The organism is Acidisarcina sp. (assembly GCA_035539175.1).
In the GTDB taxonomy this organism is placed as follows: Bacteria; Acidobacteriota; Terriglobia; order Terriglobales; family Acidobacteriaceae; genus JANXZS01.
The window spans coordinates 253,280-266,942 of record DATLIY010000008.1 but is presented as its reverse complement, the minus strand read 5'-3'; the positions used below and the strand labels follow the sequence as shown (position 1 = coordinate 266,942).

Annotated in this window: 8 protein-coding genes; 5 read left to right on the top strand and 3 right to left on the bottom strand. The window is 57.5% G+C overall.

Annotated elements, in window-relative coordinates:
- The first annotated feature begins 95 nt into the window (after positions 1-95).
- The 3 genes from gluQRS to rpoD all read left to right on the top strand — a co-directional run bounded on the left by gluQRS (position 96) and on the right by rpoD (position 4,844).
- Positions 96-1,028 (top strand): tRNA glutamyl-Q(34) synthetase GluQRS, encoded by a 933-nt coding sequence (gene gluQRS, locus VM554_09215; GenBank protein ID HVJ08552.1) that lies wholly within the window; start codon positions 96-98, stop codon positions 1,026-1,028.
- A 56-nt stretch (positions 1,029-1,084) separates the two neighbouring features.
- Positions 1,085-2,848, top strand: a complete 1,764-nt coding sequence (dnaG, locus tag VM554_09210) for a DNA primase (GenBank protein ID HVJ08551.1) — start codon at positions 1,085-1,087, stop codon at positions 2,846-2,848.
- A 307-nt stretch (positions 2,849-3,155) separates the two neighbouring features.
- The gene (rpoD, locus tag VM554_09205; GenBank protein HVJ08550.1) at positions 3,156-4,844 is read left to right on the top strand and encodes an RNA polymerase sigma factor RpoD; all 1,689 of its coding nucleotides are present in this window, start codon (positions 3,156-3,158) and stop codon (positions 4,842-4,844) included.
- Positions 4,845-4,919: 75 nt separating this feature from the next.
- On the opposite strand, the gene VM554_09200 is transcribed toward rpoD, so the two are convergent.
- On the bottom strand, positions 4,920-5,804 hold the full coding sequence (locus VM554_09200) for an aldo/keto reductase (GenBank protein ID HVJ08549.1): 885 nt from the start codon (positions 5,802-5,804) through the stop codon (positions 4,920-4,922).
- A 103-nt stretch (positions 5,805-5,907) separates the two neighbouring features.
- Entirely contained in the window at positions 5,908-6,840 is a 933-nt protein-coding gene (locus VM554_09195; GenBank protein HVJ08548.1) for a VOC family protein, read from the bottom strand.
- Positions 6,841-6,936: 96 nt separating this feature from the next.
- Between VM554_09195 and VM554_09190 the strand changes: the two genes are divergently transcribed.
- Together VM554_09190 and VM554_09185 are read left to right on the top strand one after the other, a co-directional pair.
- Positions 6,937-8,976, top strand: a complete 2,040-nt coding sequence (locus VM554_09190; protein ID HVJ08547.1) for an alpha/beta hydrolase domain-containing protein — start codon at positions 6,937-6,939, stop codon at positions 8,974-8,976.
- 130 nt (positions 8,977-9,106) lie between these two features.
- Positions 9,107-10,252 carry a glycoside hydrolase family 5 protein gene (locus VM554_09185; GenBank protein HVJ08546.1) on the top strand — a complete coding sequence of 382 codons (1,146 nt, stop codon included), beginning with the start codon at positions 9,107-9,109 and terminating at the stop codon, positions 10,250-10,252.
- Between the two features lie 28 nt (positions 10,253-10,280).
- Here VM554_09185 and VM554_09180 read toward each other — a convergent pair whose 3' ends face one another.
- Positions 10,281-13,622: a carboxypeptidase-like regulatory domain-containing protein gene (locus tag VM554_09180; protein ID HVJ08545.1), complete on the bottom strand. Its 3,342-nt coding sequence runs from the start codon at positions 13,620-13,622 to the stop codon at positions 10,281-10,283.
- Between the last annotated feature and the right edge of the window lie 41 nt (positions 13,623-13,663).

Here is a 13,663-nt window from a genome sequence, read left to right as displayed (position 1 = left end):
TTTCGCGGTGTTTCTGGTAAACGGGGCGTGCACGTGGAGCAGCCAGGACTCGTTAGGCTGAGACTCGTGAAGCGGGACTCGTTACACTAGGACTCGTGAACCAGGAATCTTGGGGAAGACTGGCGCCTTCGGAATATCGCGGAAGACTGGCGCCTTCGCCTACCGGCTTGCTCCATGCCGGCCATGCCCGCACCTTCTGGACCGCATACCAGCGCAGCCGCGATGCCGGCGGCGTGCTTGTCTTTCGCAATGAGAATCTGGATCCCTATCGCTCGCGACCCGAATATGAGCAGGCGATGTTTGAGGACCTGCACTGGCTGGGCATTCGCTGGCAGGAGGGGCCTGACATCGGTGGTCCGTTTGGACCCTATGCCCAGAGCCAGCGTCTGCCGCTCTATCATGCCGCGTGGCGGAGCCTGCTGCAAAAGGGCGCAATCTATCCCTGCCAGTGCTCGCGTAAGGACCTGGAGCGGTCAACGCAGGCTCCGCATGAGGCGGCGAACCCGGAGCCTGATGACGAGCCTGTGTATCCCGGAACGTGCAGGCCAGATGGCCGACAGCCGGACCACTCCATCGCTCTGCCAGAGCAGGGTGCGGACCTCTCTCCCGCGGGAGTGAACTGGCGTTTTCGTGTGCCCGATGGAGAGGCGGTCGAGTTCGAGGACGGGTACTTTGGCCCACAGCGCTTCGTTGCAGGGCGCGATTTCGGCGACTTTCTGGTGTGGCGGCGGGACGACGTACCGGCCTACCAACTGGCCGTTGTGGTGGACGATGCCGCGATGCGGATCACTGAGGTCGTTCGTGGCGCGGACCTTATCAAATCAACGGCACGCCAGATTCTGCTCTATCGTGCTCTAGGCTTGCCGCAGCCGCTCTGGTACCACTGCCCACTGGTGACGGATGCTCTGGGCCACCGCCTGGCGAAGCGCCATGATGCTCTGGCGCTGCGCACTCTGCGCGAGCGCGGGGTCACTGCCGGGGAGATCGTGGCGGCGGGATTTTCGATTGCTCCTGAAATCGCTCCCTGAAACTTGCCCCTGAATCTTCGTGTGCCTTTGCAGTATGCTCGGAAGCGTAGCCCCTCATGTCAGAGTTCGCCCAATCCGTAAAGCAGCAGGCGGATATCGTCCGCGTCATCGGGGAATACGTGCGCCTGAAGAAGGCTGGGGCGCAGAATTATTCCGGGTTATGCCCCTTCCACAAGGAGAAATCGCCGTCTTTCTCTGTCCATGCGGTGCGGCAGTTCTACCACTGCTTCGGCTGCGGAGTTTCCGGCGACGTTTTTTCGTTTGTGGGCAAGATCGAAAACGTAGGCTTCCCGGAGGCTGTCCGCATCGTCGCGCAGAAGTGCGGAATCGCTCTTCCCAAGCGCGAATACAACTCCCCCGAAGAGGCGCGGGAGAGCCGTCAACGCGGGAAGCTTCTCGAACTCCACGAGCAGGCAACAGTGTGGTTTGAGGAGCAATTGCGCTCGCCCGAGGGGGCCAGCGCGCGCGAATATCTTACTGGCCGCGGCCTGACGCCGGAGGCTATCGCCAAGTTCCGCATTGGTTACGCACCGGATAACTTCAACGCGCTGCGCGAGCGCCTGCAAGGCTCCGCCGACGTGGAGTTGCTGCGTCTCTCCGGCCTGTTCTCGTTCAAACAGCAGGAGGATGGCTCCTCCGGCCCGCTGTATTCGCGCTTCCGCAAGCGCATCACCTTCCCCATTGCGAATGAATCGGGGCGCATTATTGCCTTTACCGCGCGGGCGCTCGACTCCGGCGACAAAGCCGGGCCGAAGTACCTGAACTCGCCGGAGACGCCGCTCTACTCCAAGGGGCAGGTACTTTTCAATCTCGACAAGGCGAAACAGACCATGCGTCAGCATGACTTCGCCATCCTGGTGGAGGGGCAGATGGACTGCATCTCCGTCTATCTTGCCGGGATCCAGAATGTGCTGGCCACCAGCGGCACAGCCTTCACGGAGCACCATGTCAATCTGCTCAAGCGCTTCACTGGCAAGGTCGTCGTCAACTTCGATCCTGACAACGCCGGGGCAAATGCTGCCGAAAAGTCCATCTCCCTGCTCACGGAGGAGGGATTTGAGATCAAGGTGGTCACGCTGGAAGATGGGCTGGACCCGGATCGCTACATCCGGGAGCGCGGGGCCCAGGCATATATCGCCGCGCTGCGTGGTGCCAGGCGCCAACAGGACTACCTCATCGACCGTGCCCGCCAGCTCTTTCCCGGCCGGAACTCCGAGTCCAAGGTAAAGGCGCTGAACTTTCTGCTGCCGCACATCCGGCGCATGCCCAATCGCCTGAATCGGGACGAATTTGCCGCCGATGCGGCGCAGAAGCTGGGGATCGACTCCGCCGTGCTGCGGGATGAGCTGAAAGAGGCTGCAGCCCGCCGCCGGGACCAGATCGTCTCCCATACCGCCGGGGTCAGTCCGGTGGAAAGGATTCTGCTGCGCGCTTTCTGCGGCGAGCCCGGTGACCCCGTACTGGCAATCTTTGTATCCGCGATGGACAAAGATCCAGCTTATTTTGAAGGACTTACGGTGCGCGCCGCGCTGGAGGGGCTGCGGAATCGCGGCTCTGTGCAGCCGCTGGAGGCGGTTCCCGAAGGTCGCACGCGCTCCCTGCTGGCGCAGGTGCTCCTCGAGGAGAGCGAACCAGTTTCCGAGCAGGAGGCTCAGTTTGTCCTCGAAAATTTACGGGCCCAGTTTCTCGAAGGCCGCCAAAGAGAGCTGCGCGCCGCTATTTCCGAGGCGGAAAAGAAGGGCGACTGGGGCCTGCTGGCCTCCCTTACCGCTGAAAAGCTCTCCGTCGACCGGGAATTGAGGGCGGTTGGCGCGGAGTGATTTTCGCCTCTAATCGCAGGTTTGACCCTGCTTCACGATAAATCGAAGCGAATCCCGCTCTATTTGCGTCTAATTGAATGGCGGATTGTGGCACAAATGAGGTATCCCTGCAATACGATCGTGGCAGTATCTGCCGTAGGGTTCTTCTGCGGGTCATGTTATCCTGTAAGTCTTTGAAGGACGTGCGTCTACCTGCCCTGCGCCTAATCGAGCGCCAAGGGATGAAGCCTTAAGTGGCCTGCCTCGCACCTTGTCCTCATCCGAGCACGGATCCGGTCCGAACACATTTCGCGGGAGATAATGCCGCTTGGCTATCGAAGACAAGTACGAAGAAGATATTCAGAAGTTGATTGAGGCGGGCAAGGAAAAAGGCTACTTGACCTATAACGAGGTCAACGACCTCATTCCTGGCGACCTGCACTCACCCGACGATCTCGATGACCTGATCACCACGATCGGGACACAGGGGATCGACATACTCGAAGGCGGCCCCAAATTCGGGGGAGAGAAATTCGAGGGCGAGGGCGAAGAGAGCGAAGATGTTGAGCTCGACCTTACGCCGGGCACACTGGAAAAAACCAACGACCCTGTCCGCATGTACCTCCGCGAGATGGGCACCGTTCCGCTGCTGACGCGCGAAGGCGAAGTTGAGATTGCCAAGCGCATTGAGCGCGGCCAGCTCCGCGTGCTGAAGGCAATCTCGCGTTCCCCGATCGTCATTCGTGAAATCACGGGCCTTGGCGAGGATCTGAAGCGCGGCGTTCGCAACGTAAAAGAAGTCGTGGTCTTCGACGAAGAGGAGCTCACCGAAGACATCCTGCAGGCGCGCGTGCGGCAGACAGTTTCCCGCATCGATATTCTGATCAAGCATCAGAAGAAGGCCGCGCTGCTCCTGGAGAAGCTGCCCTCGCTTGCCATCAAGACGAAGGCCAAGGAACAGCGCAAGACGCGTTGGGCCCTCGCCCGCGAACGCGTATACATCTCCCGCATTGTTCGAGAGTTGAAGTACACAAACCAGGAGCGCAAGCGTCTTCTCGATAAGGTCAACAAGACCGTCGATGCGATGCGCACTCTGGAGCGCCAGATCAAGTCGCTTGAGGTGAAGTTCGAAGCCTCCAAGAGCGAAGAGCTGCGCAAGGAATATCGTCGTCAGCAGAAGAATTGCCGCACCGATCTCGAGAAGCTGGAATTCGAGGCGGGTGTTTCCATCGCCGAGCTCAAGCGCACGCAGCGCGAGATGATCCAGGGCGATATGGATGCCGAGCAGGCCAAGAGGGAATTGATCGAAGCGAACCTCCGCCTGGTGGTATCGATCGCCAAGAAGTACACGAATCGCGGCCTGCAATTCCTCGATCTGATTCAGGAAGGCAACATCGGCCTGATGAAGGCGGTGGACAAGTTTGAGTACCGTCGCGGTTACAAATTCTCGACCTATGCGACATGGTGGATTCGGCAGGCCATTACCCGCGCCATTGCGGACCAGGCACGCACGATTCGTATCCCCGTGCACATGATTGAGACGATCAACAAGCTCATCCGTACCTCGCGCCAGCTGGTGCAGGAGCTGGGGCGCGAACCTACCTCCGAAGAGATTGCCCGCCGCATGGATATTCCCGTGGCGAAGGTTCGCAAGGTGCTCAAGATCGCGCAGGAGCCCATCTCGCTCGAAACACCGATTGGCGAAGAAGAAGATTCGCACCTTGGCGACTTTATTGAAGATCGCCAGGCCGTCTCTCCTTCGGATGCGGTCATCAGCGTGAATCTCAAGGAGTACACCTCGCAGGTTCTGCGTACTCTGACGCCTCGCGAAGAGCGCGTGATCAAGATGCGGTTCGGCCTCGAAGATGGGTCGGAGCACACTTTGGAAGAGGTGGGACAGAGCTTCCAGGTGACACGCGAGCGCATTCGCCAGATCGAAGCGAAGGCACTGCGCAAGCTGCGCCATCCTTCACGTTCGCGCAAGCTCAAAGCGTTTGTCGACGGCGTGCGAGAGTAGAATCAGTCACAACTGAAAGAAAAGGCCGCGAACCTGAACAGTTCGCGGCCTTTTTCTTTTGGTGGGTTCTTCCGGTCAACTTGCAACATACGCCTTTGCGGCGTCTTCGATTGTCTTCCACTCTGCATCGCTCAGCTTCAATCCGGCCGCTGCGACATTCTCTTCCAGGTGGGCGACGGATGAGGTTCCAGGGATGGGCAGCATCACTGGTGACCGGTGCAACAGCCATGCCAACGCAATTTGCGCAACAGTTGCGTTGTTCTCCTTCGCCACCTTGTCGAGCACGCCTCCCGGTGCAAGGAGCTTGCCTGCAATCATCGGGAACCAGGGAATGAATGCAAGACTGTGCGCGATGCAATATTCCAGGCTGGACTCGTAGGAATGTTCGACGATGTTGTATCGGTTCTGCACGCTAACTACATCGGCTGTCTTGCGCGCATTTTCGATCTCGTCCGGCTTCACTTCTGAAAGGCCGAGGTGGCGAATCTTCCCCTCGTCCTGCATCTTCTTCAGTTCCCCGAGGCTCTCCTCTACTGGAACCTTCGGATCGATGCGATGAAGCTGATAGAGATCGATGCGCTCCAGTTTCAGCCGTCGCAAGCTCATCTCCACACATTGACGAAGATATTCGGGGCGTCCTACAGGGAGCCATTTATTGGGTCCTTGCCGCGTTAGACCGCCCTTGGTGGCAATCACCAGATCCGCCGGATAGGGATAGAGTGCCTCTGCGATCAGGCGCTCGCTCACCTCTGGCCCATACGCATCGGCGGTATCAATAAAGTTGACGCCCAGCTCCACTGCCCGCCGCAGGACACGCTTTGCTTCTTCGGGATTTTTTGGTTCTCCCCAGATGCCGTCGCCGGTGATTCGCATCGCGCCGTAGCCCATGCGATTTACTGTGAGATCACCGCCGATAGTAAAGGTTCCACTTGCTGCCGCATTGATCGTTTTAGTAGCCATACCCATTGGACTCCTTTCTGCTATTGCAGCGTCAAAACTTTTCTAATCTAGATGACGGTGGCTGAGAGGTTACGGAGATTCTCGTTTCGTTCAAGAGGGCTGTTTAATTCTCCGGACTCGCCGCGGTAAAGCTAGAACAGCATGGCCTGGTTACGGGCTGAAACTCCATCAGCTCCACGCGCGTGCCATCGGGATCGTAGAGATTTGCCTGCCATTTCCCATCCCTGCCCATCTGCGGGCCATCATGGCGCGGGCTTAAGCGATCTTCTCGAATCAGAGTGGTGACAGCCTGCTCCATGTTGGCTACGCCCAGAGAAAAATGATTGAGAACGCCAAGTTGGCGCTGGTCGATCCGAGTCAGGGGCGTCGTCGAGCCATCCCCAACCATCATATATTCCACCCAGTCATGCCCGTCGGGAACCTGCTGCGAGATCCAATCCACCTTATCCGGCTGCATGGCGCCATACCAGTATGGACGAAAACCGAGCAGCGTTTTGTAAAAGCCATCTTCAGCGGCGCGACTATGCACTAGGTATCCGATATGAATCACGCGGCTGCTGATCGCGTGCGAACTGTTCGTGACCGCGGAGGCGATTTCCGGTTGAACAAATTGAACCGTATTCCCCTCGGGATCCTTCGTTTCGAACCAGCGGATATTGTTGCTGCCGCGCAATTCCGTCACATCGTGCACTCCATGTGCGAGCAGGTAGTCGCGCAGTGCGCCGGCGTCCTCCGTGTTGTATGCGACGTGCGCCATTCTGTTGATGGATTCACCGGCGGGCAACGGCAGCACTTCTACAAATTGTGTGCTGCTGAAGTAGTAGCGTGCGCCACGGCTGTCCTCGGGATCCGCGGCCTTTTGGTTACCTAGTATGTTCGCATAGAAAAGGTCGCTGGCCGCAAGGTTGCTGGAGTAGACGCACATGTGGGAGATGCCGGTAATGCGCGGTCGATCCTTCTGTTGACAGACTCCGCTGGCTAACGACAGAACCAGCCAAAGAGCAAATCCAAAACTCTGCATGTGTGTAGGCGTCATCGTAAAACTCCTGATTCTCAGCAATTATTAGCCGCCAGCAACTATAGCAATGGCGTCACAAGGTTGGAAGCGCGAGTAACTCCTCAAGGAAAGAGTTTGCTTTATGCTATTCTTCCGCGCATGCCTCTTCGCCGCTGCTTTAGCCTGCTACTATTTTTCGCCTACACCGTTTCGCTGCTTCATGCTCGCGTGCTTCGAGTTGAGATTACATACCGCGGCGATGTTCTGCGCGGCCAGAGCTTCGGGGATGCAGGAGCGTATGAGCGCATCACGGGTCGCGTGATCTTTGCGGTCCCGATTGCCAATCCCCACAACCGTGGCATCGTCGATCTGGAGAATGCTGTAAATCTTAGAAATGGCGAGGTGGAGTTCTCCTCGGATTTCGTGGCGATTCGCCCTCGGGATGCGAGCAGGAGCAACGGCACCATGTTGCTTGAGGTTCCCAATCGCGGACACGGACGGCTGCTCTCTGTCGTTGATGGTGGCAATTGGGATCTTAAGCAGGATGCGGGCGACGGCTGGCTGTTGCGGCATGGATACAGCATTGTCGCGTTAGGCTGGCAGTGGGATGCGGTCGGAGACGATGCGCTGCGGCTCTATGCCCCGATCGCAAAGCAGCAGGGCAACACCATTACAGGCTTGTTGCGCGGCGATTGGATGCCCTCGAAAGTGACGGACGAGATGTCGCTGGGGCACTTGATCCTGGGGAGTCTTGGAGGCAAGGAATACCCGGTCGCCGACGCTGGAGATTCGCGGAATACTCTGACGGTTCGTGACTCACGAGAGGCGAAGCGCACTGTGATCCCGCGCTCGCAGTGGGAGTTTGCACATACAGTCGACGGCAGGCTAACGCCCAGTGATCGCTTCATTCATCTGAAGGGCGGCTTCCAGCCGGGCAGAATCTACGAATATGTATACGTGGTTCGCGACCCTGTGGTTGCTGGTCTTGGCTTTGCCGCGGTGCGCGACTTTGCTTCCTACGCAAAACATTCTTCCGCTGCCGTAGTTCCTGCTGCGCGGGTATATGGCCAAGGAATCTCGCAGAATGGGCGATTCCTGCGCGACTATCTCTATCAAGGCTTTAACGCGGATGAGGAGGGAAGGATCGCGCTCGACGGTGTGTTGGCTCATGTTGCGGGTGCTGGCCGTGGCAGCTTTAACTATCGCTTTGCCCAGCCTTCGCGCGATGCACAGCCAACCTCCTCTGTCTTCTATCCGACCGACATCTTTCCTTTTACGGATATGCCGGAGAAGGATCCACTAACTGGCGCTGCGATGGGATTGCTCGATCGCGCTACAAAAGAGAACGTCGTGCCGAAGATATTCTTCTCCAATACATCCTATGAATATTGGGGTCGTGTAGCTTCGTTGATTCATACAACTGCGGACGGCGGGCGTGACATGCCTCTCTCACCGAATGTCCGTATCTATCTCTTCACCGGGTTACAACATTTTCCTGGTCCATTCCCGCCTGCTCGCGGTCGGGGAGATCTGCTTGGGCAACAACCCGAATCGCCATTGCCCATCCGGTATTTCTGGCGCGCCATGATTGCGAGCATGGACGCATGGGTTCGCAATCACGCGGATCCGCCAGGAAGCAACTATCCCACGATAGCGAAGCGAACCCTGGTTCCACTTACGGCGTACGCTTTTCCTGCGATTCCTGGAGTAAATCGGCCGCACGAGGCGAACCGGGCCTATCGGCTGGACTATGGCCCGGACTGGCCCAAAGGCGTCTTCAGCGCTCAGCCTCCCAAGGTCGGCAAGCCATACCCGGTACTTGTTCCTCAGGTCGATGTCGATGGAAACGAACTTGCCGGTATACGCCTGCCGGAGATTACGGTTCCGCTGGCAACTTATGCGAGTTGGAATCTGCGCGACCCCTCTATTGGCGCACCGCAGGAGCGTGTTTCGTTCGAGGGCTCCTATCTAAGGTTTCCCCGGACAGAGGAGGAACGCCGCAAAACACATGATCCGCGGAGGTCGATTGCTGCCCGTTACCCCGACCGCGACGCCTATCTCGCTCGCTATCAGCACGCGGTGGATGAATTGGTGAAAGAGCGCTGGATTCTCGAGGAAGACCGCTTCGCCTATCTGCAACGAGCCGAAGAGGAATGGACCGAAGCCACAAAATAGAGGTTTTTCAGTCCTTTATGTTTAGCCACTCAGCGTGATGCGGGCGAGCTTTCGCGAAGAGCGGAATTTCGCTCTGCGACTCGCACGTACCGCGGAATTTCTGTAACGTCCTGAGGGTATGATTTCCTGCATGATCCGTTCTTTGATCCTCCGCGTCGTTCTGCTGACAATTGTTTGTGTCAGCCTGGGCTCTCTTGTTTCTCACGCGCAGATTGCGCTTCCGCTGCATACCAGCGGCCATCAGATTCTGGATGCAAAGGGAAACCCGGTGCGTCTCAATTCGGTGAACTGGTATGGATTCGACGAAAAGGAGTATGTCGCCGGTGGACTCGATCATGCGCCGCTGGCTGCGATCGTGAAAGAAATTCATGCGCTCGGAGTGAATTCTGTACGGCTGCCATGGGCGAATGAGACGTTGGAGCGGAACCCATTGGTGGCTGACTATGCTGTTCAGGCCAATCCGCAACTCAAGGGCAAGCATGCAATGGATGTTATGGATGCTGTGATCCACGCGTTGGCCAAAGATCGCATTATGGTGATTCTCGACAATCACGTTAGCCGGGCCGACTGGTGCTGCAGTGAGAAGGATGGAAACGGCCTGTGGTACAGCAGCGCATATCCCGAAACGAAGTGGCTGGCGGATTGGCAGACCATCGTGCGCCGCTACAAGAACGAGCCATGGGTCATTGGTGCGGATCTGCGCAATGAACTCAGAAGCGGCGCGGTCTGGGGAGGCACGGACCCCACGCGGGATTGGCACGCAGCAGCTGAGCGAGGAGGCAACGCCGTTCTGGCCGCCAATCCTCGGCTCCTGATTATGGTGGAAGGCCCGGAGTACTCGACCAACTTCATCGGTTTTGACAAGCTTCCAGTTCATCTCAAAGTAGCCAATAGACTCGTCTACTCTCCGCATGCCTATAACATCGCGCAACATCCCTTCGCCAGTTACGAAGAACTCAAGCAACTCTACGATGCGCGCGCCGGATTTCTCTTGCATACAGAGCCCGGCGTGCCGCTATGGGTAGGCGAGTTTGGCACCTGCCAAACTCTCGATTGCGGCGCCAACTCAGATTGGTTCCGTCTGTATATCCGCTACATCAAGGAGAACAACCTGTCGTGGAGTTATTGGCCGCTGAACGGGACGCAATCGAGCGGTGAAGGCCGCAAGTATGATTCGGCAGAAGGATATGGTCTGCTGTCGTCCGACTACCAGCACATTGCCGCACCGAAAATTGTGGAGCTGTTGCGCACTGTTGAGGATCAGCCGCAGCGATAAGTCATTCGCGCGTGGACCCGGCAAAGGATCACCGGCTCCACCGGATAGCAAACTGCACGACGCGAGGATCGGAGACTGTCGTTGCAATGCTTCCGAATGCAGGCGATCCAAAGCTGCCATTGGGCTGGCCGAAAGCTGGAGTGTTTGTCACGTTAAATACCTCAGCTCGAAACTCGAGATCGGTCTTTTCGGAGAGCGCGGTGTGCTTCACCATCGCCAGGTCAAGGTCGCGAAATGCGGGCCCTCTTACGGGATCGCGCGATGCATCTCCGAGCGCAAATGGCTTGGCCGCCTGAAATGCGCTGGTGTTAAAGAATCTGGCTGGAGTTCGCCGCGCGTCTGGCAGGTTTACCTTGCCGATGATGTCGGGCCTTTGCAGCACAAAACCGGCGAACGCGAGCGTGTTGGTTGCTTGCGTTATCGCCACCGGCATGCCGGACTGCATCGTGAAAATTGCGTTCACGGCCCATCCTCGCAACAGAGCTTTTCCAGGGCCAAAGCTGCCAGCATGGCGCGTGGCAACTGTTGGCAGTTGATAGGTTGAGCTGGCAACGAGGACGTTGGGCGTGTCTCCGGTGGAGGAGTCCCGCTCAAGGTATGGCCGATAGGCATCGGCGGCAACCAGGCTGTTCGAATTCGGCGAAGACAATACGGTCGATGAGAATACGGCAGACGCATCGTCGATCAGCTTCGAATGGGTATAGCTGAAGAGCATCGAGAGTCCCTGAGACAGCCTCTGTTCTACCTTCGCCTCGATGGCGTTGTAGTTGGTCTGCCCAGTGTTGTTGCGGTAATACGCGACGTTCAGGAATCGCGGATATGGCTTGATCGATTGTGCATAGGAGATCGTCTTTCCGCCGATCGACGAGGAGGCTGGAATCTGTCCGTAGTAAGGATTCGCCACCGGAGCCTGCAGTGCGGCACCGAGCGATAGCTGCTGTGCCGTGAGCTGGTTGATGTTGCTGTCAGGAATTCCAACCCGGATGATATGCGATCCCACGTAAGCAACCTCAAAGCTGAGGTTAGAGGTCAACTCCCGCTGCACGGCAAGGTTCCATTGCTGCGTATACCCTGAGCCCTGGCTTTGCTTGACCGTGTAGACGCTCTGTCCTAATCCCGCATCCGGCGTCAATGCGAGCGGCGCTACAGAAGGGCCAGCAGAGAGTGCAAAGGCTGCGTTGACGCTGTCTTGCGTCTTTTGCGCCACGTTCTGAATAAAAGGAAATTGCGGCGTGGTGAATGGGGTGGTGATTCCGGATTGATCGATAAAGACGATTCCGTAGCCACTGCGAATCACCGTTCTGGGATTGAGCAAATATGCGAGACCGATGCGTGGGGCCACGTTATTCCAATGCAGTTCGCGTGCGCTTCGTGGCACACCGTCGCGCCCGAGATACTGCAACTGCTGTGTCGCAAGATTGAATACAGCACCTTGATTGTTCCGCTCGGTGGAGGGGTGGTGCAGCGTCCACCTGGCACCGACGTTTACCGTGAGATTTGGGAGCGCCTTCCAGTCATCCTGCAGAAAGTACTCTTCAATAAAGTCACGCGGGCGAATCCGGCTGCCCTGGAGATCGATCTGGAAACTATCAACCTGGCCAAGAAGAAAACTTGCGATTGCATTTCCGGTTCCGTTCACCCCTTGCTGATTGGTTCCCGTAGTCGTAAAGGCAAACGATCCACTGGGGCTTGGCGGCGCAATCGCATTCAATTGGTACCAGCGTAGGTCTGCGCCAAACTTTACTGCGTGTGCGCTGTGGTTGAATGAGAAGGTATCAACCAGTTGCGTAACCGCTGTCTGGTATTGCGAGAAGGTTCCAGCAGACGGCCCAAGTTGCTGGATGCCGGTGATCAAGAACGACGGAAGCGCATTGCTGAAGGCGGCGTTCTCCGGAATTCCCGGAATGCTAAGTACCTGCGATGCGCTTCCACCCAATATTGTTCCGCGGATCGCGTTCGCGCGACGCGTGTAACCGAATCGAAAGTCATTGAGCATACGATCGCCGACTGTGTGTGTCTCATTAAAGACTGCTTGCTGACCAGTCACATTCGATAGCCCTGCTACATTTCCAGTGCCCAGCAGCGTGCCCACGATCGCGCCGCTGCCATCGGGTAGAGGAGTTACTGGCTGCTCGACCTCATGGAAATAGGAGTAGCGAAGGAAGGCCCGATCCTTTTGACGAAACGCGCCATCTATCCTGGCGTCCAGCTGATTCTGATGTACAGCATCGTTTGCCGTTCGGGTGTAGTTATTCGCCGTTGCGGTTGGGTTTGTTGGCAGCGGGAAGCGGCGCAACAAAGCCGCCGCTGTGGGATCGAACGGCTTATCAATGACATCGTTCGGGAACTCCTTGCGCACGTATCTGCTGCCATTGAAGAACGTCGTTGACGGGTCATAGATATGGGCTCCCGTGAAGATCCCTTGACGCTGAGCCATTGTTGGTACAGTGGATAGCCGAGTGACGCCTTCGAGAAACTTCTCTCCCTCGTAGCCACCGAAAAAGAAAAGCCGGTTCCTCAGTATTGGCGCTCCCAGAGTGGCGCCATATTGGTTGCGCCGGTATTCCGGTTTCCTCGCGGGGTAGCGCGAAAAATAATTGCGCGCATTCAAAGCCTCGTTGCGAAAGAAATCATAGAGGCTCGCGTGGATCGTGTTCGACCCAGACCGGGTGGAGAGGTTGACCACTCCGCCGTTAAAGCGGCCAAACTCGGCGGGCACGTTGTTGGCTTCCACGGTGAATTCCTGGATGTCGTCGAGGATAGGGAAGAATGCCACCTGACCTGGTTCCGGCTGTAAGGCGGATATCCCGTCAAAGAGATATTCATTCGTGCGCGGGCGGCCGCCGTTGATGCGTGGAAGGACGGTTCCTGGCGGCAGGGAGACGCCGGGCGCCAGGGTTGCAAGCTGCACAAAGTTGCGTCCATTGAGCGGGAGCGCTGTCACCGTGTGTCCGGGAATGGTTGTCTGAATGTTGCTCGTCTCAGATTGCAGGAGAGGTACATCTGAGCTCACAGTCACGCTCTGGAGCGCCGATCCAACAGTAAGCGACATATCTGCGGAATCCGTAGCTCCGGTCAGCACCGTGATGCCTTCGCGAATCATTTGTCTGAAGTTGTTCGCCGTCACGGTTACGCGGTAGAGGCCAGGGTGCAGTTGCGGAAAGACATACTCGCCATTGGGCGCACTGACAGCGGTCCGCGATAGGCCCGTGTCTACCTCCGTGGCGGTAACGCGTGCTCCTGCAATGACCGCATTTGCGCTATCGGTGATGCGGCCCTTGAGGCTGCCAGAGATTTGCCCGTGCGCGGCCGCAGAGGTGAAGAGGGAAGCTGCAACGAGTAGAAGGACGGTCTTCAACGATGATTGCACAGGCTCTCCTTGGGGAAGAAAGGGGAGTGGGGCGGATCTTC